The sequence below is a fragment of the Pseudomonas sp. p21 genome, from assembly GCF_001642705.1.
Lineage (GTDB): Bacteria > Pseudomonadota > Gammaproteobacteria > Pseudomonadales > Pseudomonadaceae > Aquipseudomonas.
Window position 1 is genome coordinate 623,485 of record NZ_LWBV01000001.1, and the last position, 19,148, is coordinate 642,632.

The 19,148-nt window shown below is 66.0% G+C and carries 21 protein-coding genes; 17 read left to right on the forward strand and 4 right to left on the reverse strand.

Features of this window, described 5'->3' with window-relative positions; all coding sequences use genetic code 11:
- Positions 1–93: 93 nt before the first annotated feature.
- The gene (locus tag A4C63_RS02945) at positions 94–2,154 is read right to left on the reverse strand and encodes a PhoX family phosphatase (RefSeq protein WP_063911436.1); all 2,061 of its coding nucleotides are present in this window, start codon (positions 2,152–2,154) and stop codon (positions 94–96) included.
- 224 nt (positions 2,155–2,378) lie between these two features.
- Between A4C63_RS02945 and A4C63_RS02950 the strand changes: the two genes are divergently transcribed.
- The 12 genes from A4C63_RS02950 to A4C63_RS03005 all read left to right on the forward strand — a co-directional run bounded on the left by A4C63_RS02950 (position 2,379) and on the right by A4C63_RS03005 (position 12,975).
- Positions 2,379–4,019 carry a hypothetical protein gene (locus tag A4C63_RS02950; RefSeq protein WP_063911437.1) on the forward strand — a complete coding sequence of 547 codons (1,641 nt, stop codon included), beginning with the start codon at positions 2,379–2,381 and terminating at the stop codon, positions 4,017–4,019.
- Positions 4,016–4,441, forward strand: coding sequence for a pilus assembly protein PilZ (locus A4C63_RS02955; protein ID WP_172827468.1), 426 nt, complete (start codon positions 4,016–4,018; stop codon positions 4,439–4,441). The genes A4C63_RS02950 and A4C63_RS02955 overlap by 4 nt, the downstream gene beginning before the upstream one ends.
- A 3-nt stretch (positions 4,442–4,444) precedes the next feature.
- A complete protein-coding gene (gene gspD, locus A4C63_RS02960; protein ID WP_172827469.1) occupies positions 4,445–6,208 on the forward strand; it encodes a type II secretion system secretin GspD in 1,764 nt (587 codons plus the stop codon).
- Entirely contained in the window at positions 6,208–7,656 is a 1,449-nt protein-coding gene (locus A4C63_RS02965) for a GspE/PulE family protein (protein ID WP_063911440.1), read from the forward strand. The genes gspD and A4C63_RS02965 overlap by 1 nt, the downstream gene beginning before the upstream one ends.
- Positions 7,657–7,659: 3 nt before the next feature.
- A complete protein-coding gene (gene gspF / locus A4C63_RS02970; RefSeq protein ID WP_063911441.1) occupies positions 7,660–8,862 on the forward strand; it encodes a type II secretion system inner membrane protein GspF in 1,203 nt (400 codons plus the stop codon).
- Between the two features lie 17 nt (positions 8,863–8,879).
- Positions 8,880–9,314, forward strand: coding sequence for a type II secretion system major pseudopilin GspG (gene gspG / locus A4C63_RS02975; RefSeq protein WP_063911442.1), 435 nt, complete (start codon positions 8,880–8,882; stop codon positions 9,312–9,314).
- Positions 9,315–9,317: 3 nt separating this feature from the next.
- On the forward strand, positions 9,318–9,755 hold the full coding sequence (gene gspH / locus A4C63_RS02980) for a type II secretion system minor pseudopilin GspH (RefSeq protein WP_063911443.1): 438 nt from the start codon (positions 9,318–9,320) through the stop codon (positions 9,753–9,755).
- Entirely contained in the window at positions 9,752–10,120 is a 369-nt protein-coding gene (locus A4C63_RS02985) for a type II secretion system protein GspI (protein WP_025337901.1), read from the forward strand. The genes gspH and A4C63_RS02985 overlap by 4 nt, the downstream gene beginning before the upstream one ends.
- Positions 10,121–10,266: 146 nt before the next feature.
- A complete protein-coding gene (locus A4C63_RS02990) occupies positions 10,267–10,863 on the forward strand; it encodes a type II secretion system protein J (protein WP_256202896.1) in 597 nt (198 codons plus the stop codon).
- Positions 10,860–11,936 carry a type II secretion system protein GspL gene (gene gspL, locus A4C63_RS02995; RefSeq protein WP_063911444.1) on the forward strand — a complete coding sequence of 359 codons (1,077 nt, stop codon included), beginning with the start codon at positions 10,860–10,862 and terminating at the stop codon, positions 11,934–11,936. The genes A4C63_RS02990 and gspL overlap by 4 nt, the downstream gene beginning before the upstream one ends.
- Positions 11,933–12,319: a type II secretion system protein GspM gene (gene gspM / locus A4C63_RS03000; protein ID WP_063911445.1), complete on the forward strand. Its 387-nt coding sequence runs from the start codon at positions 11,933–11,935 to the stop codon at positions 12,317–12,319. Before gspL ends, gspM begins: the two co-directional genes overlap by 4 nt.
- Positions 12,316–12,975: a hypothetical protein gene (locus A4C63_RS03005; RefSeq protein WP_063911446.1), complete on the forward strand. Its 660-nt coding sequence runs from the start codon at positions 12,316–12,318 to the stop codon at positions 12,973–12,975. The genes gspM and A4C63_RS03005 overlap by 4 nt, the downstream gene beginning before the upstream one ends.
- A gap of 126 nt (positions 12,976–13,101) precedes the next feature.
- Here the strand turns inward: A4C63_RS03005 and A4C63_RS03010 are convergent, their stop codons facing one another.
- On the reverse strand, positions 13,102–13,656 hold the full coding sequence (locus A4C63_RS03010) for a murein L,D-transpeptidase family protein (RefSeq protein WP_063911447.1): 555 nt from the start codon (positions 13,654–13,656) through the stop codon (positions 13,102–13,104).
- A gap of 22 nt (positions 13,657–13,678) precedes the next feature.
- Positions 13,679–14,230 carry an NUDIX hydrolase gene (locus tag A4C63_RS03015; protein WP_063911448.1) on the reverse strand — a complete coding sequence of 184 codons (552 nt, stop codon included), beginning with the start codon at positions 14,228–14,230 and terminating at the stop codon, positions 13,679–13,681.
- Between the two features lie 124 nt (positions 14,231–14,354).
- Between A4C63_RS03015 and A4C63_RS03020 the strand changes: the two genes are divergently transcribed.
- From A4C63_RS03020 to purT, 5 genes are all read left to right on the forward strand, one after another.
- Entirely contained in the window at positions 14,355–14,954 is a 600-nt protein-coding gene (locus A4C63_RS03020; protein WP_020191180.1) for a CoA pyrophosphatase, read from the forward strand.
- 44 nt (positions 14,955–14,998) lie between these two features.
- The gene (locus tag A4C63_RS03025; RefSeq protein ID WP_051096688.1) at positions 14,999–15,523 is read left to right on the forward strand and encodes a gamma carbonic anhydrase family protein; all 525 of its coding nucleotides are present in this window, start codon (positions 14,999–15,001) and stop codon (positions 15,521–15,523) included.
- On the forward strand, positions 15,516–15,710 hold the full coding sequence (locus A4C63_RS03030) for a DUF1289 domain-containing protein (RefSeq protein WP_063911449.1): 195 nt from the start codon (positions 15,516–15,518) through the stop codon (positions 15,708–15,710). The genes A4C63_RS03025 and A4C63_RS03030 overlap by 8 nt, the downstream gene beginning before the upstream one ends.
- A gap of 146 nt (positions 15,711–15,856) precedes the next feature.
- Entirely contained in the window at positions 15,857–16,324 is a 468-nt protein-coding gene (locus tag A4C63_RS03035) for a VUT family protein (RefSeq protein ID WP_010952556.1), read from the forward strand.
- Between the two features lie 76 nt (positions 16,325–16,400).
- On the forward strand, positions 16,401–17,582 hold the full coding sequence (purT, locus tag A4C63_RS03040) for a formate-dependent phosphoribosylglycinamide formyltransferase (protein ID WP_063911450.1): 1,182 nt from the start codon (positions 16,401–16,403) through the stop codon (positions 17,580–17,582).
- A 118-nt stretch (positions 17,583–17,700) separates the two neighbouring features.
- Here the strand turns inward: purT and A4C63_RS03045 are convergent, their stop codons facing one another.
- On the reverse strand, positions 17,701–19,002 hold the full coding sequence (locus tag A4C63_RS03045; RefSeq protein ID WP_063911451.1) for an MFS transporter: 1,302 nt from the start codon (positions 19,000–19,002) through the stop codon (positions 17,701–17,703).
- Positions 19,003–19,148: the final 146 nt, after the last annotated feature.

Consider the following 19,148-nt stretch of genomic DNA (forward strand, 5'->3'; position numbering starts at 1 on the left):
ACAGGGTTCAAAAACTGTGCGGAACCTGTGGGAGCGGGTTTACCCGCGAAGAGGCCGGTACAGCCAGCACAAGGCTGACTGACCGGCGCCATGTCAGATAGTCCCGATCTCCCCACCATCGATACGCTGAATCACCACCGTCGCAGCCCGCGGCCTTACCGTGGTGCCTGCCGGCGTGGCATCGGTGGCCTTGTCGGTATACGGCCAGTTACCCGGGTGCTGGATGTTGACGAACAGTGTCTTGTTGTCCGGGGTAAAGGTAATCCCGGTCACTTCGCACTCGTTCGGCCCGACGAAGAAGCGGCGCAGGTCCACCTGGTTCTGCGCGTTTACCGGCACCTGCTTGCCGCTGGCATCCACCAGGTTGGTGGGGATCACCGCCAGCAACTGGTCGTTGGTGTAGTCGGTCACGGTGCTCTCGCCGTTGTCGGTCTCGAACCACAGCACGCCACGGCTATCGAAGCTCATGCCGTCCGGGCTGGCGAACTGGTTCAGTTCGGTCAGGCCAGAGCGGTTGATGTCGGCGGTGCCGGCAGCGTTGGCGCCGAACACGAAGATGTCCCAGGTGAAGCTCAGCTGGTCGTCGCTGTCGTGCCAGCGGATGATGTGGCCATGACGGTTCGGGCCGCGCGGGTTGGCTGCATCGACTTTTTCCGGCGTGCGCGCGCTGTTGTTGGTCAGGGTCAGGTACACGTCGCCGTTGAGCGGGTTGACCGTGGTCCACTCCGGGCGGTCCATCGGCGTCGCGCCCACGGCATCGGCGGCACCACGGGTGTTGAGGATGATGCCCGGCAGGTCGCCAAACAGCGCGCCCAGGGTGCTGCCACCAGTGGTGGCGGTGGCCACGTCCAGCAACAGCCATACACCCGTGCCGTCGGCATTGAAGCGGGCCACGTACAGCTTGCCCTGGTCGAGGTACTTGGCGCCGGTGGCCAGGCGGTCGGCCGGGGTGGCGTCGGCGGCGTCCCACACGGCGGTGGACACCCACTTGTACAGGTACTCGTTGTTCGAGTCGTCACCCATGTACCACACCAGCGGCTTGCCGGCGACGGGCAGGCCTGGAGCGCAGCCTTCGTGGCGGAAGCGGCCTAGCGCGGTGCGCTTGGTGGCCAGGGTGCTGCTGTTGTACGGGTCGATTTCAACGATGTAGCCGTAGGTGCTGGCTTCGTTGCGGTAGTCGTCGGTGGCGCTGGCGCCTTTGACGGTGACATCGAAACGGGCGAACTCGTCGGCCACTTCGCTGCTGTCACCGGCTGCGGTTTCCCACTTGTACTGGCCGCTGGAAGTGCCCACGCCAATGCGGCGCTGGTCTTCGGGGCGGGTGCCCTTGTTGACGAAGATGCCTGGCCAGTTCTCTTCACAGGTCAGGTAGGTGCCCCACGGGGTGTAGCCGTTGCCGCAGTTGTTGTTGGTGCCGCGGCAGTGGGTACCGGCGGTGGAATACTTGGTCTTGACATGGTCGGTACCCCGCAGCGGGCCGGTGATTTCCATGCGCGAAGCGGTAGTGAAGCGGCGGTTGAGCGGGTCGTTGTCGACCACCTGCCAGCGGCCACCGATTTTCTGCAGGCGCACCACGCCGGCGCCGTGGGCGTTGATTTCCTTGCGCACCTCCTCGGCCGGGCGCTTGCCGTTGACATCGGTGGTCGGGCCGGCCGGGTGCAGGGCGGCGGTGTCGATGTACTCGAAGTTGATCGCCAGCAGGCCGTCTTCGGAGCTGCCGTTGATGGGGAAGAAGTGCATGCCGTCATGGTGCATGCCCATGGCGTTGGCCTGGTCGGTCGAGGTGTTGCTGCCGTCGGGCTTCCACGGGTTGCCGTTGCTGTTGATCGGCGTGCCCCAGGGCGCCAGCACGTAGGCGCTGTAGCCGGCGGCAACCACGCAGGCGTCGGTGCGCGAGCCCGGGATGGACTGGAAGCCCAGTGCCAGTTTCGGCACTTCCGGCTCAGTCACGGGTGGCTCGGTGACCGGATCATCGTGATCGGAGCCACCACCGTCGAAGCAGCCTGTCAGGCCGGTACCGGCAATCATGGCGATGGCGGCGCCCAGGCTGCCGCGCATCACACTGCGGCGGCTCAGGTAAGCATCCATGACGTTGGCCATCGGCAGGTTGCCGCTTTGGTTCCGGTCCAGGTTGTCGCCGGTATCTCGACTCATCAGGGTGTCCTTATGTTGGCTGAGTTAGAGGAAACCGCGACTTTAGTGCGCAAATATGATGATTCATTGGCAGAAATGTTAAGGGGGTTTTAAAACAACTCGCTCTTAGAAGCATGGCCTACAGATCAATTTGGAATGACTGTCGGATTTCTGCCATCAAACTGTAATGCCAACGCCGCAACATCCGGGTCCCTGAATGAACATGGATAAGGATGGCAGGTTCGATGGCAAGCAGTGTGCACAGGCGCGAAGTGATTGGCTGGATGGGTGTCGGTGCCTTGGCTCCGTTGCTCGGCGCCTGCTCCGCCTTCCCTGGGCAGCAGGGCGGCAACGCCCGCCTCGACTTGCTGTACGTGGCCGATACCCTCGATGCCCGCCAGCCTGGCCAGGCCGTGGTGCCGGCCACCCGACTGGGGCCGGTCAGCCACCTGGGCCGCGCCCCCTGGATGACCGGCAGCAGCGCCAGTATCGCCTACCCGCAACTGGCGCCACTGCTCGATGCCAGCCAGGCTGCATCTGCCCGACTGGGCGGCTACGCGGTGCTGGCGGCGTTGCTGGAGCAATTGCGCGGCGAGGCTGGGGCGGGCAACAGCCTGACCCTGGAAAACGGCCAAGGCTGGAATGGCAGTGGCCTGGCTTACCTGACCCAGGGCGAAAGCGGCCTGCAGGGCAGCCAGCTGCTGGGCATCGAAGCACGGGTCAGCAGCGACGAGCGCGTGCTGTGGCCACAGCGCAGCCCGGCGCTGTATCGCCAGGCTACCGCCGTTACCCTGGGTGCCGGGCTGGCGGACACGCAACGTCAGGCGTTGGGCCTGGAAGCCTTGCACATCTTCGAACGCGGCGGCGCACGTATTGCCGTGGTCGGCGTGACCGACCCCTACGCCCAGGACCAGAAAGCCTCTCTTAAACAGTGGTACCAGTCATTGCAGCCAGTGTTCGAACAGGCCCGGCGCGAGGCCGACCTGGTGGTGGCCATGGCCGATGTCGGTACCGGGCCGGGCCTGTGGCTGGCCGAGCGGGTGCCGCAGATCGACGTGCTGCTGTGCGCTCGTGGCCAGGACCTGTGGCCGGCGCCGGTCGAGGTGAGCCAGGCCAGCGGCCGCCGCGTGCCGGTGCTGTTCGCCGGGTGCCGGGGCAGCGGCGCCTTTCGCCTGCGCTGCCAGCGCGTGGCCGGGCTGTGGCAGTTCGACGGGCGTTTCTTCCCGGCCTTTGAACAACAGCTGGCACCCGCCGCACAGCAGCGTGTCGGGGCATTGCAGGCAGAACTGCGCCAGCAGCGCGCCGGCCACGCGGCCTGGCTTGACCAACCGCTGGCCCGCGCGCCCCAGGCGCTTTGGCGCCGCGACACCCGCGGCGGCAGTTGGGACCGCCTGCTGCATCAGGCCCTGGCCGACGACAGCAGCATGCCGGTGCTGCTGCCGGGCCTGCGTTATGACTACCCGCTGCCCGCCGGGGCGGCCATCACCCGTGAACACCTGATCAGTCTCACCGGTGGCTACCCGGCACCGGTGGTCGAAGCGCCGGCCCGGCAGGTCGAGCAAGTGCTGGAAAACGCCGCGGAGCAACTGTTCGGCGACCCGCTGCTGCTGGACAACAGCCAGGACCTGCCGCGCTGGCAGGGCCAGGCCTGGCGTGTCAGCTACAGCCCGCAAGGCAAGCGCATCAGTGGCCTGGAGCCGGTGCAGGGCCTGTGCCGCACCTTTGGCCTGCAATTCGAAACCCAGGCTGGCGAGCCGCTGTGGCAACGGGTCGAAGCCTGGCTCGCCCGGCAGCCGGCCGACTGGCAACTGGCGCCGCTGCAACTGCCCGAAGTGCGCTACGTGCAGGGGCACCCGGGCTGGCACCCAAGGCAGCTGGCCTCGTGATGCTCGCCTCGCGCCTGCTGACTGGCGCCGGCCTGACCCTGGCCGGCTGGCTGGCCGCCCAGTGCGTGCTGCAACTGGGCCGCCAGCCGCAACCGGCCACTGCGCCCGCAGCGGCCGACAAGCCGCTACCTGGCTTGATGGTCGGCCATTGGCAGGTACCCGTTGACGATGGTGCCATCGCCATCACCCGCCTGCCGCTGCAATACCTCGGCGGCCTCAAGGCCCAGCCGCTGGCCTCCAGCGTGGTAGTGCTGCGCTATGGCGAGCAGGTGCGCACTTTGGCCCGCGGCCAGCGCCTGGCGCCAGGGATCGTGCTGCAGGACATCGACAGCGATGGCCTGATTTTCAATAACCAGGGGCGGCGTGAGCGCCTGCCCTGGCCGCCACGCCCCGCCGTGACCGGCTTCAAGCGGCAAGGATGAACGATGCTTGTTAGATATTGCGTGGCGGCCGTGCTGAGCTTGGCCCTGTCCATGGCCTGTGCCGAAGAGCCGGTGTTCGATGACAACGGCACGCCCCTGTACGAGGTCAACTTCGTCGACACCGAACTGGGCGAGTTCATCGATAGCGTGTCGCGCATCACCGGGACCACCTTCATTGTCGACCCCCGAGTCAAGGGCAAGGTCACCGTGCGCACCGTCGATCTGCACGACGCCGATGCCATCTACGACATCTTCCTGGCCCAGTTGCGCGCCCAGGGCTACGCCACTGTCGACCTGCCCAACGGCAGCGTGAAGATCGTTCCCGACCAGGCCGCTCGCCTGGAACCCGTGCCGGTGGAGACCGGAGGGCAGCAGGGGGAAGGTAGCGACAGCGTGGCTACTCGGGTATTCAATGTGCGCAACGCCGCCAGCGAGCAGGTGCTGGGCATTCTCAAGCCTCTGATCGACCCACGGGTCGGTGTGATCACACCTTACCCGGCGGCGCACCAGTTGGTCGTTACCGACTGGCGCAGCAACCTGGAACGTATCGCCAGCTTGCTGCGCCAGCTCGACCGCCCCCAGGAAACACCCGGCAACGGCAGTACTCAAGTCATCTACCTGCGTCATGCCAATGCCGGCGAAGTGGTCAAGGTGTTGCGCGGGCTCAGCCAGGAAGGCATGGCGCCCGCTGAAGGTGCGGGCGAAGGCGAGGGCAAGGAACGGCCCGTGGTGGCTGCTGCCGGCGGCTCGGGCATCCGCCTGGAATACGAAGAAGGCACCAACGCCGTGGTCATGGTCGGCCCCGACAGCGAGCTGGCCGCCTACCGCGCCATCGTCGAGCAGCTGGACATTCGCCGTGCCCAGGTCGTGGTGGAAGCGATCATCGCCGAGGTGTCCGACAGCAGCGCCCAGGAACTGGGTGTGCAGTGGCTGTTCGCCGACGAGAAGTTCGGTGCCGGCATTGTCAATTTCGGCAGCAACGGGGTGAACATCGCCAACATCGCCGGGGCGGCCGCCAGTGGCGACAACGAGGCCCTGAGCGACCTGTTGTCCAGCACCACCGGCGCCATGGCGGGTATCGGCCATTTCGGTGGCGGTTTCAACTTCGCCATGCTGGTCAACGCGCTGAAGGGCAAGAGCGGCTTCAACCTGCTGTCCACGCCCACCCTGCTGACCCTGGACAACGCCGAGGCGTCGATCCTGGTCGGCCAGGAAGTGCCCTTCGTCACCGGTTCGGTGACGCAGAGCAACGCCAACCCGTACCAGACCATCGAGCGCAAGGAAGTCGGGGTGAAGCTGCGCATCAAGCCGCAGATCAACATCGACAACAGCGTGCGCCTGGACATCGTCCAGGAGGTGTCGTCGATTGCCGAGTCTACGGCTGCCAGCGACGTGATCACCAACAAGCGCGAGATCAAGACCAAGGTCATGGTCGAGGACAACGGCCTGGTGATTCTCGGCGGCCTGATCAGCGACGAACTGAGCACCAGCGACCAGCGTGTGCCGCTGCTTGGCGATATCCCTTACCTGGGCCGGCTGTTCCGCTCCGACGCCACCAAGAACACCAAGCAGAACCTGATGGTGTTCATTCGCCCGCGCATCCTGCGTGACGGGCCGAGCCTGGCCGGGCTCAGCGAAGCCAAGTACCGCACCTTGCAGCAGACCACGCCACTGCAGTTGCCTGACCTGGCTGAGGCGCAAGGCGCTACGCCACTGCTGCAGGTATTCCCCTCCAGCCGTGCACGGCTGGAAGGTGGTAACTGGTGATGCTGCCTTATCGCCAGGCACGGCAGAGCGGGGTGGCCATGGCCCCGGCGGAGCAGGGCTGGCAGCTATGGTTGCGGCGCGACGCCGACAGCGCCCAGTTGCAGGAGCTGCTGCGGGTGCACGGCCAGCCTAGTCTGCTCGAATACCTGGAGCCTGCGCTGTTCGACGAACGCCTCGGCCAGCTGTACCAGGCCGGCGATGCTGCCACCGAAGCGCTGATCGAAGGCATCGGCGACCAGGTCGACCTGGACAGCCTGATGAGCGAAATGCCGCGCATCGAGGACCTGCTGGAAAGCGACGACGAAGCCCCGGTAATCCGCCTGATCAACGGCCTGTTCGGCCAGGCCCTGCGCCTGCGCGCCTCGGACATTCATATAGAAACCTTCGAGCAGAGCCTGGTGGTGCGCCTGCGGGTCGATGGTCACCTGCGCGAAGTGTTGCGCCCACCGCGTGCGCTGTCGGCCATGCTGGTGTCGCGGATCAAGGTCATGGCGCGCCTGGACATCGCTGAAAAGCGCCAGCCCCAGGATGGCCGTATCACCCTGCGTGCGGCGGGGCGTGAAGTGGATGTGCGGGTCTCGACCCTGCCCGGCATCCACGGCGAGCGGGTGGTGATGCGCGTGCTCGACAAGCAGGCCAGCCTGCTGGCGCTGGGCAACCTGGGCATGCCGGCAGCGGTGTTGCAGGGCCTGCGCAGTTGCCTGGCGCGGCCCAACGGCATCGTGCTATCCACGGGGCCGACCGGTTCGGGCAAGACCACTACCTTGTACGCCAGCCTCAACAGCCTCAACGACGGCAGCCGCAATATCCTCACCGTCGAGGACCCGGTGGAATACGCCATCGCCGGCATCGGCCAGACCGCCATCAACCCGCGTGCCGGGCTGACCTTCGCCAGTGGCCTGCGCGCCATCCTGCGCCAGGACCCGGACGTGATCATGCTCGGCGAAATCCGCGACCAGGAGACCGCGCAGATCGCCGTGCAGGCCAGCCTCACCGGCCACCTGGTGTTGTCCACACTGCACACCAACAGTGCGGTGGGCGCGGTGACCCGCCTGCGTGACATGGGCGTCGAGCCGTTCCTGATCGCCTCGTGCCTGCGCGGCGTACTGGCCCAGCGCCTGGTGCGGCGCTTGTGCAGTTGCGCCGTGGCGCACCCACTGCAACCGGCGGAACGTGACCTGTGGCCCGAGCTGGCGGCACTGGGCAGCAGCTACCACGCAGTGGGCTGCGAGCAGTGCCAGGGCAACGGTTATGTCGGGCGCCTGGGCCTGTATGAATTCATCGAACTGGACGCCGGGCTGATCGGCCTGCTGTACGACGGCGCCAGTGAACTGGCCATGCAGGACTACCTGGCCGAACGCCGGCAGAGCCTGGTGGCGATGGCCAGCGGCTGCCTGGCCCGTGGCGAGACCAGTTTGGCCGAAGTACTGCGTGTGGTGCAGGGCTGAGCCATGCCGACCTATCGCTACCAGGCCGTCGATCTCGCCGGCAAGCCCCACAAGGCCAGCTTGCAGGCCGACAGCGAACGTCATGCCCGTCAGTTGTTGCGCGAGCAGGGCCTGTTCGCTCGCCGGTTGCAGCGTCACGAAGCCGGCACCAGGCAACCCCGGCGCCAGCGCCTGAGCCGCGCCCAGCTGTGCGAACTGACTCGTCAGCTGGCCACCCTGACCGGTGCCGGCATCCCTCTGGTCGACGCCCTGGCTACCCTGGAACGGCAACTGCGCCAGCCCGCCCTGCACAGTGTGCTGGTGGCCTTGCGCGGCTCGTTGGCCGAAGGCCTGGGCCTGGCCCGCAGCCTGGCCCGTCAGGGGGCACCGTTCACCGGCCTGTATTGCGCGCTGGTCGAGGCCGGCGAGCGCTCCGGGCGCCTGGCCCAGGTGCTGACCCGCCTCGCCGACCACCTGGAGCAGGTACAACGACAACAGCACAAGGCACGTACCGCGCTGATCTACCCCACCGTTTTGATGGGGGTATCACTCGCCGTGGTAGTAGGCCTGATGACCTTCGTCGTGCCCAAGCTCACCGAACAGTTCGCCCACGCCGGGCAGAGCCTGCCGCTCATTACATCGCTGCTGATCGGTCTGAGCCAAGGGCTGGTGCAGGCCGGGCCCTGGCTGTTGGCGCTGGCCCTGCTGCTCGGCGTGCTCGGCGGCTGGTTGTTGCGCAAGCCGTACTGGTGCCTGCGCCGCGACCAGTTGCTGCTACGTCTGCCACACATTGGCAGCCTGCTGCAGGTGCTGGAAAGCGCGCGCCTGGCACGCAGCCTGGCGATTCTCAGCGGCAGCGGTGTGGCCCTGCTCGAAGCCCTGCAAGTGGCCACTGAAACTGTCGGCAACCGGCGTATCCGTCTGGCCATGGAGCAGGTGCGCCAGCAGGTGCAGGGCGGCACCAGCCTGCACCGCGCGCTGGATGCCAGCCAGCAATTCCCGCCGCTGCTGGTGAACATGGTCGGCAGCGGTGAGGCCAGCGGCACCCTGGCCGACATGCTCGAGCGCGTGGCCGACGACCAGGAGCGCGGTTTTGCCCGCCAGGTCGATACCGCCATGGCGCTGTTCGAACCCCTGATGATCCTGGTGATGGGCGCCGTGGTGCTGTTCATCGTGCTGGCGGTGCTGCTGCCGATCATGCAACTCAACCAGGGCCTGCAACTGTGACGACAAGGAGTACTGCCATGCAGCATCGACGTAACCGCCAGCGCGGTTTCACCCTCATGGAAATCATGGTGGTGATCTTCATCATCGGCTTGCTGATCGCCGTGGTTGCGCCCAGCGTGCTGGGCAACCAGGACAAGGCCATGAAGCAGAAGGTGATGGCCGACCTGGCCACTCTGGAGCAGGCGCTGGACATGTATCGCCTGGACAACCTGCGTTTCCCCAGCAGCGAACAGGGCCTGGCCGCGCTGGTGAAAAAGCCGGCCCAGGAACCGCTGCCACGGGCCTGGCGCAGTGACGGCTACGTGCGCCGCCTGCCGGAAGACCCGTGGGGCACCCCATACCAGTACCGCATGCCCGGCGAACATGGCCGGGTCGACGTGTACTCGCTGGGCGCCGATGGCCAGCCGGGCGGCGAAGGCCAGGATGCCGACCTGGGTAACTGGGAGCTGTAACGGGTGCGTTGTCAGCGGGGCTTCAGCCTGATCGAGTTGCTGGTGGTGCTGGCCATCGCCGGGCTGATGACCGGGCTGGCGGTGGCTGGGTTCGGCAACAGCCAGGCCAGTGTCGATCAGGCCCTGCAACGGCTGGCGACCGAGACCCGGGCACAGGCCGCGCTGGCCCGGCATGCCGGGCAACTGCGCGGGCTGCGCTGGAATGGCCAGCGCCCGGAGTTCGTCCGGCGCGAGGGCAATGGCTGGGTGGTCGAAGCCGTCGCCCTCGGCGACTGGCCCAAGGGCCTGCACCCGGACTGGCCGGCCAGCCCGCGACCGCGCCTGCTGTTCACCCCGCATGGCTGGGCGCAACCGGGCAATGTGCGCTGGCGCTGGGCCGATGGCAGCCAGCAATGGGCCTGGAGCCGCGATGGCCGCTTGCAGGTGGTGGTTGCCCCATGAAGCGGCATCAGCGTGGCTTCACCTTGCTGGAGGTGACCGTGGCCCTGGCCATCGCCGCAGTGCTGGCGGTGATCACCAGCCAGGTTCTGCGCCAGCGCCTGGCGGTGCAGGACAACCTGCAACAGCACCGCCTTGGCCTGCTGTGTGCGCGCGAACTGCAGACCCGCTTTGCCGTCGAGCAGTACTGGCCAGCTGCAAACCAGGTTGGCGGTGAACTGAGCCAGGGCGGCCAACGCTGCCACTGGCAACTGCAACTGCGCCGCACCGGCGTACGCGACCTGCGCCGTGGCGAACTGCTGCTGTTTGCCGACCGCGACCAGCGCCTGCCGCTGGGCCAGTACACCGTATTCCTGGAGCGGCCATGAGTTACAGAAATCCTGAAGCTTGTGCGGTCCCTGTGGGGGCGGGTTTACCCGCGAAGCAGGCACCGCGGTGTGTGGCACCGGCTTCGCCGGTGTTCGCGGGTGAACCCGCTCCCACAGGGACGGCGTATACCCGTCAGCCCGGTATCCTGCCCACGAAGCGCCGCCAGGCCGGCCTGACCCTGATCGAGCTGATGGTTGCCCTGGCCCTTACCGCCGTGCTCGGCATCATGCTCGCCGCCCTGGTCAACGGCTGGCTCAAGGTCCGCGAACGCCTGCAGGTCACCACCCAGGAAACCTCGGTGCTGGACTTCTGCCTGGCCCTGGAGCGTCGCTTCGATAGCCCGGTGATGCGCCGTGTCTACGACCAGCGCCTGCCCCTGGCCAGCCGCTGGCTGGACTGGCAACCGGCAAGCAGCCAGTTGCTCTGGGTCGCCACCACCGGCCTGCCAGAAGCCGAAGGTGGCTCGCGCCTGCAACGCCAGCGCCTGCGCTTCGAGGTACGCGAGCAGCGCCTGCTGCTGGAAAGTTCGGCCGACCTTTACGCCGCTGCCGCCCCACGTTGGGTCCAGCGCGAACGGCTCGATCGGGTCAGTGCCATGAATGTTCTTTATTACCAGGGCGGCCGCTGGCTGGCCTGGCCTTCCGACCAACCTGCGCACCCCGGCCGTGGCGTGCGTCTGGAACTGCAGCGTGACGGAGCACCCTATGTCTGCACCTTCGCCCTCCCGTGGGGGCGCTCATGAAGTTTGAATGGCGGCGGCGCAGCCCGGCCCAGACATGGCTGTTGCTGCGACCGGGCGTTGTCTGGCACTGGGCGCTGGTCGAGAGCGACCTTGTGCAACGCCAAGGCCAGGGCGAGCCCCCGGCGAACCTGCAGGCCCGTGTGGCGTTAGTCCTGCCTGCCGAGACCTGCAGCCATTTCCGCGTGCCGGCACCGCCCGGGCTCAAGCGTGAAGAATGGCCGTTGTTGCTCGAAGACCGCCTGCTGCAGGCCACCGACGAGGTGACATGCGCCTGCCTGGCCCGCGAGCCCGGCCATCTTCGGTTACTGGTGGTGGCCCGTCAGCAACTGGACGACTGGCGCGGGCAGTGTGCCGAATGGGGCTTGCAGGTGGCGCGTTGCTGGGCGGAACTGCAGCTGCTGCCGCCCCCTGAGGCGGGCTGTGCCTGGCAATGGCAGCGCACACCCGGCATGTTCTTGTACAAAGGGCTGGCCGAAGACGGGCAGGAGCACTGGCTGGCTTGGCCGGAGGGACTGGGCGAGGTGCCACGGCAACCATGGGCGGCGCTGCAAAAGGTCTCGCTGAGCGGCGACTGGCCAAGTACGTTGGTACCGCTCGATACATTGCCCGGCCTGTTCGAGCGTACCCGCAAGGTGCGCCCGCTGCCGGCGGTTTCCCGGCCGCAGCAACGGCTGCTCGCTGCCTGCCTGGTACTGGCTGCCATCTGGGGCGGGCTGTGGTTGAGCACGCAGTGGGGCCAGGCGCAACGCTGGCGCAGCCAGGTCATCGCCGTGACCGGTGAGCAGGCCAGCCCGCGGCACGCCGCGCAGGCCCTCAAGCGCCTGCGCGAAACCGAACTGCAGCAGCAACTGCGCACGCGCCAGCTCGACGACCTGCAGGCGACGTTGCAGGCCTGGTTGCGTGAGCACCCCGGCTGGCGCCTGCAAGCGGTGCGCTTCGATGGCCAGCGCTGGCACCTGCGGCTGGAGGGCGAGGGTAGTGCGCCGCCATGGAGCGACATGGCTACAGCTGCCGGGGCCTCCGTCCAGGTGCAAGATGGCCAAGTGGTGTTCGACCTGGGAGCGGCCTCATGAACCGGGACTGGCTACAGCGTCATCGTCTGAAGTTCGCCTGGGCACTGATTGCTTTGTTGCTGGCCTTCCTTGCCCTGCGCGCAGGCCTTGCGCAATGGCGCGAGCTCAGCCAGTGGCGCGGGCTGGCCGAACAGGCCGCCAGCCTGCAGCGCGGCCCGGGGTTGAACCTGGAGCGGCTACGCCAGTCGGCTCAGGCGCGGCAGATCGAACTGGCCGAGGTCGATGCGCACGACAAAACCTGGCAACTGCATGGGCAGGTGGCCGACGAGCGCGTGCTGCAAGGCTGGTTGCAAAGCCTGCGTGCAGAAGGTGCCCAACTGCTGCAATGGGGGCTGGAGCAGGATGCCAAGGGCCTGCGCTTCAACCTGGTGGTGCAGCCATGAGCCGCAAGGGCATGGCGTGGGTTGTGCTGGTATTCGTGCTGTCGGTATTGGTTGAGCTTCCGGCCAATTGGGTGATGCGTGCGTTCGGCCTGCCAGTGCATGACGCCAGTGGCAGCCTGTGGCAAGGCCAGGCCCGACAGTTGGGCCCGGTCGGGCCTTTGCACTGGACGGTGCAGCCTTGGCGCTTGCAGGCGAATGTGCAGCTGGGCTTTCAGGGTCAGGCTTGGCAGTTGCGTGCCGAAGGCTGGCCTTGGCGCTGGCGGCTCGACGCCTCTGCGGTGGGCGCCCAGGCGACCGTTCCGACGGATTATCGCCTGGCGGGTCAGTGGCAGGGGGCATTGCGAATTCAGGGGGCAGGGCGCCAATGCCTTACCAGTGAAGGCCGCATAGCGGTAACCGACCTTGCCCTGAGCGAGCCCTGGTCGCTCGGCCTGGGGCAGGGCTGGCTGGAAATGGATTGTCAGAGCGGCTGGCGCCTGCGCGGGCAGTTGGTGCAGCAGGGGCAGCATCAACTGGCTGTGGATGCCGACCTGCCAGGGCGCCGGGCGCAGGTAGTGTTCGAGTTGCAGCCGGAGGCGGCGCTGACACCCTTGCTACGTGGGGGGCAGTGGATTGGGCCGCAGGCATTGGCAGGGCAGCGAGACTTGCGCTGGTAAGGGGAAATGCGTGGAGATTGCATGAAGGCTGGGAGGTGATCGGCTTGAGTCTTGAGTGGGGGCGCAAATCGAGCGCCGCCCGCGCGGCGCTCGATCGTACAGGCGCCGGAAATGCTCCGAAAAACCTCAAGGCCGAATCTCGATCAACGTCCCATCCCGCACCAGGTCCCACACTTCCTGCATGTCGCGGTTACGCATCGCAATGCAGCCATCGGTCCAGTCCAGGGTATGGAAGTACCACTCCGGGTACTCGTCGTTGATCGGTGTGCCATGGATCATGATCATGCTGCCGGCACTCACCCCTTCACGGGTGGCTCGGGCGGCATCGGTGATGTTCGGGTAATTGATGTGTATGGCCAGGTTGAAGCGGTCGCTCTGCTTGCGCCAGTCCAGCCAGTACAGGCCCTCGGGGGTTTTCTTGTCGCCCTCGCGTTCCTTGGCGCCCTTGGGCTGCTTGCCCAGGGAGATGCGGTAGGTTTTCAGCGGCTCGCCGCGGCTGATCAACTGCAGGCGGCGTTCGGACTTGATCACCAGCACCTTGTCGATCAGCGGCTGCATGGCCTGCTGCGAAGGCGAGGGTGTTTGCACTGCCGGCTGGGGCTTGCGGAGGATGGTCTCGGTGAAGGCCGCCTGGGACACCGAGGTAACGCAAAGGCAGAAAAGGGCAAACAACCAGCGCATGTAACGGTATCCCTGAAGGCTTCTAGGTAGTGGTCGAGACGTTCATCGGCGGCAGGTACTCATGGCCTATGGGGTAATGCTGCCCGATGCGGTCGCGATAGTAGCATTCTAGTGTGCGAGTGACGGTGCGGAAAGCCAGCTCGCCCCACGGAATCTCATGTTCTTCGAACAGCCGCACTTCCAGGCTTTCGACACCGACCGCGAAATCAAGGTCTGCTAGCTCGGCGCGGAAGAACACGTGCACCTGGTTGATGTGTGGCAGGTCGAACAGCTGGTACAGGCTCATGCTGCCGACCCGGGCGCAGGCTTCCTCGACGGTTTCGCGACGGGCGGCCTGGTCGAGGGTTTCGCCGTTTTCCATGAAACCGGCAGGCAGGGTCCAGAAGCCGCGGCGTGGCTCGATGGCGCGCCGGCACAGCAGCACCTGGCTGCGCCAGGTCGGCAACACGCCGGCGACGATGTTGGGGTTTTGGTAGTGGATGGTCTGGCAAGACTCGCAGACATACCGCAGGCGGCTGTCGCCCTCGGGGATCCGCTGAGTGACCGGCTGGCCGCACGCGCTGCAGAATTTCATGTGTCGTTCCTTTTGCTCTGGGCTATCTTGGCGCGCCGGCCGGGCCGCCGCAAGCGCACAGGGCTTGGGTGCTTCGCGCCTTTGGTGCATCATGCAAGACAGGCCTTGGATACGAGCGTGCGCAATGCTGGACGAGCTACTTCGCCGAATGAGCAACCACCAACCCGCATCACTGGAAACCGACCGACGGTTTCCCGAAGCGGCGGTCCTTTTGCCCATTACCCGCAGCGAAGCGCCCGAACTGGTCCTGACCCTGCGCGCCAAGGGCCTGTCCACCCACGGTGGCGAAGTGGCCTTTCCCGGAGGCCGCCGCGACCCGGAAGACCCGGACCTGGTGTTCACCGCTCTCCGTGAAGCCGAAGAAGAAATCGGCCTGCCGCCAGGCCTGGTGGAAGTGATCGGCCCGCTCAGCCCGCTGATATCGCTGCATGGCTTGAAAGTGACGCCATTCGTCGGGCTTATCCCCGATTTTGTCGAATACCGCGCCAATGATGCCGAGATCGCGGCAGTATTCACCGTGCCGCTGGAATTCTTCCGCCAGGACCCGCGCGACCATACCCACCGTATCGATTACCAGGGGCGCAGCTGGTATGTGCCCAGCTATCGCTATGGTGAATACAAGATCTGGGGGTTGTCGGCGATCATGATCGTCGAACTGGTCAACCTGCTGTTCGATGCCGGCATCAGCCTGCACCAGCCCCCTGAGCGTCACATCGAAAACTGAGCGGGGCCAACCCCGTCGTCTGCGTTGCAGCCTGAGGAGCAAGCATGAAATACCGCCTGGGCGACCTGCGGGTCGAGAGTCACCCCACCAGTTGGGCCGCACCCAACGCCACGCTGATCGGCAATGTGCGCCTGCAGGCCAATGCCAGCGTGTGGTTTGGCGCGGTGCTGCGCGGGGACAACGAGCTGATCGACATTGGCGAGGGCAGCAACGTGCAGGATGGCACGGTGATGCACACCGACATGGGGTCGCCGCTGACCTTGGGCAAGGGTGTGACCGTTGGCCACAACGCCATGCTGCATGGCTGCACGGTGGGCGACTACAGCCTGGTCGGTATCAACGCGGTGATCCTCAATGGCGCGCGCATCGGCAAGCACTGCATCATCGGCGCCAATGCGTTGATTGCAGAAGGCAAGGAGATTCCCGACGGTTCGCTGGTGATGGGCTCGCCGGGCAAGGTGGTGCGTGAGCTGACCGAACAGCAAAAGCGCATGCTCGAAGCCAGTGCTGCGCATTACGTGCACAATGCCCAGCGTTATGCACGGGAGTTGGTGGTTGACGATGAGTGATGTCGTAGAGCGGCCGGTGGCCTCGCCGTGCGTGAGCATCTGTGCACTGGACGAGCAGGATATCTGCACCGGTTGCCAGCGTAGCGTGGCGGAAATCAGCCGCTGGGGGCGGATGGACAACGACGAGCGCCGCGCGGTGCTCAAGCGTTGCCATGAAAGGGCAGTGGCTGCGGGGCTCATTCTTTAGGACCGACACGAACCCTGTGGGAGCGGGCGTGCCCGCTCCCACAGGGAACTGCGCAGCCCTCGAACCTGATACTGTACCTGCGGGCGCGGGTTTACCCACGAACAAGCCAGCGGTAATCTGTGCGGCTTGCCCACAGACTACCCGCCATGTTCTATCTGATTGCCTACATCAGCAGCGTAGTGCTGATCAACTACGCCTTCTCCAGCGCGCCGCACCTGGACATCATCTGGTCCGCCTGGGGCGGCCTGGTGTTCATCCTGCGCGACATGGTGCAGACCCGTTTCGGCCATGGCGCCCTGGTCGCCATGCTGGTGGCGCTGGTGCTGTCCTATGTCACCTCGGAACCGGCCATTGCCCTGGCCAGCGCCACCGCGTTCTTCATTTCCGAACTGATCGACTGGCTGGTGTTCAGCATCACCCGCCGACCGCTGCGCGACCGCCTGTGGCTGAGCTCGGCACTGAGCATCCCGGTGGACACCTTCATCTTCTTCGGCATGATCGGTGCCCTGACCCCAGCCGTGATCGGCACCGCCATGGCCTCGAAGTTCGCCGGTGTCACCGCCGTGTGGCTGGCCATGGCATTTCGCGCCCGGCGGGCCGCCGTGGCGGGTTGATGGTGTAGAATAGCGGTCCTTTTTCAGCGGGCGGCGCCAAGCCTGGTGCGGCCCCGGACGCCTTCGAGGACCTGAAATGACCCGTATCGGAACCCCCTTGTCGCCCACCGCGACCCGTGTACTGCTCTGCGGCTGTGGCGAGCTGGGCAAGGAAGTGGTGATCGAGCTGCAGCGCCTGGGCGTCGAAGTGATCGCCGTCGACCGCTACGCCAATGCCCCGGCAATGCAGGTGGCGCACCGCAGCCACGTGGTCAACATGCTCGATGGCGTGGCCTTGCGCGCCGTGATCGAGGCCGAAAAACCGCACTACATCGTCCCTGAAATCGAAGCCATCGCCACCGCCACCCTGGTCGAGCTGGAAAACGAAGGTTTCAACGTGGTGCCGACCGCCCGCGCCACCCAGCTGACCATGAACCGCGAAGGCATCCGCCGCCTGGCCGCCGAAGAGCTGGACCTGCCAACCTCGCCATACCACTTCGCCGACACCTACGAAGACTACGCCAAGGCCGTGGCCGATGTCGGCTACCCGTGCGTGGTCAAACCGGTGATGAGCTCGTCGGGCAAGGGCCAGAGCCTGCTGCGCAGCGATGCCGACCTGCAGAAGTCGTGGGACTACGCCCAGGAAGGCGGACGCGCCGGCAAGGGCCGGGTCATCGTCGAGGGCTTCATCGACTTCGAATACGAAATCACCCTGCTGACTGTGCGCCACGTCGGCGGTACCACCTTCCTCGAGCCAGTCGGCCACCGCCAGGAGAAGGGTGACTACCAGGAGTCGTGGCAGCCGCAGGCCATGAGCCCGAAGGCACTGGCCGAGTCGCAGCGGGTGGCCAAGGCGGTCACCGATGCCCTGGGCGGTCGTGGCCTGTTTGGCGTGGAACTGTTCGTGAAGGGCGATCAGGTGTGGTTCAGCGAGGTCTCGCCACGCCCGCATGACACCGGCCTGGTGACCCTGATTTCCCAGGACCTGTCGCAGTTTGCCCTGCATGCCCGTGCCATTCTTGGCCTGCCGATTCCGGCCGTGCGCCAGTTCGGCCCGTCGGCGTCGGCGGTGATCTTGCCTGAGGGGCAGTCGCAGCAGACCAGCTTTGCCAACCTGGGCGCTGCCTTGAGCGAGCCGGATACCGCCATTCGCCTGTTCGGCAAGCCGGAAATCAATGGTACCCGCCGTATGGGCGTGTGCCTGGCGCGTGACGAGTCGGTCGAATTGGCGCGGGCCAAGGCGACCCGTGCTGCGCAGGCGGTCAAGGTCGAGTTCTGATCCGAGTGGGGCTGCGTTGCAGCCCATTCGCAGCACAAGGCTGCTCCTACAAGGGCAACGTATCCCCCTGTAGGAGCAGCCTTGTGCTGCGAATGGGGCGCAGGGCGCCCCCAACTGTTCAAAGTTCGGTATTGCGGGTCTCTTTCAGGCACAGCACGGCAATCAAGCTGATCACTGCCGCCACCGACACATAACCCCCCACCCAGCTCAATCCACCCATGCTCACCAGCTTCTGGGCAAAGAACGGTGCCGCCGAGGCGCCGACGATGCCGCCCAGGTTATACGCCGCCGAAGCGCCGGTATAACGCACGTGGGTCGGGAACAGCTCAGGCAGCAGTGCCCCCATCGGCGCAAAGGTCACGCCCATCAGGAACAGCTCGATGGCCAGAAACAGCGCCACGCCTGCGGTCGACCCCGAAGTCAGCAGCGGTTCCATGGCAAAGCCTGAGGCTACCGCCAGCAGGCCGCCGACGATCAGCACCGGTTTGCGCCCGTAGCGGTCACTGAGCCAGGCCGACAGTGGTGTGGCCAGGGCCATGAACACCACCGCGAAGCACAGCAGGCCAAGGAACGTCTCGCGGCTGTAGCCCAGCGTGGTCACGCCATAGCTCAGCGAGAACACCGTGGAGATGTAGAACAGCGCGTAGCACACCACCATCGCCGCTGCGCCCAGCAGGGTCGGCAGCCAGTATCTGGAAAACAGGTCGACCACCGGCATTTTCACCCGCTCGTGGCGGGCGACGGCCTTGGCGAACACCGGGCTTTCCTCAAGCTTCAGGCGCACATACAGGCCCACCAGTACCAGCGCGGCGCTGAGCAGGAACGGAATGCGCCAGCCCCACTCGCGGAATTGCTCGTCGCTGAGCACCAGGGCCAGGGTCAGGAACAGGCCGTTGGCGGCCAAAAAGCCGATCGACGGGCCCAACTGCGGGAACATGCCGAACCAGGCTCGCTTGCCTTCCGGTGCGTTCTCGGTGGCCAGCAAGGCCGCACCACCCCATTCGCCACCCAGGCCCAGGCCTTGGCCAAAACGCAGCAGGCAGAGGATGATCGGCGCCCATACACCAATGCTGTCATAGCCCGGCAGCACGCCGATGGCCGTAGTGGACACGCCCATCAGTAACAGCGAGGCGACCAGGGTCGACTTGCGGCCGATACGGTCGCCAAAGTGGCCGAACAGTGCCGAGCCCAGCGGGCGGGCGAGGAAGGCGATACCAAAGGTAAGAAAGGCCGCCAGCATTTGCGCAGTGCCCGACCCGGACGGGAAGAACACCGGGCCGATCACCAGGGCGGCGGCAGTGGCGTAGACGTAGAAATCGTAGAACTCGATGGCGGTGCCGATGAAGCTGGCGGTGGCTACCCGCGCGGGTGAATTGACCGGTGCGGCAGGCGCTTCGGCATAGGTGCTGCTGGTTGTCATTGAATAGGTCCCTGACAGTCTGGTCCGGCTCCATGGGGTTAGCTCCGCGGCGTGCAATGCAAAAAGGCAGGCACGGTGTCGCGGACGCCGGAGCGTTTTGTTGTTGTGTGCGCCCGACTGACGATAGCCCAAGGGGGATAGGGGCG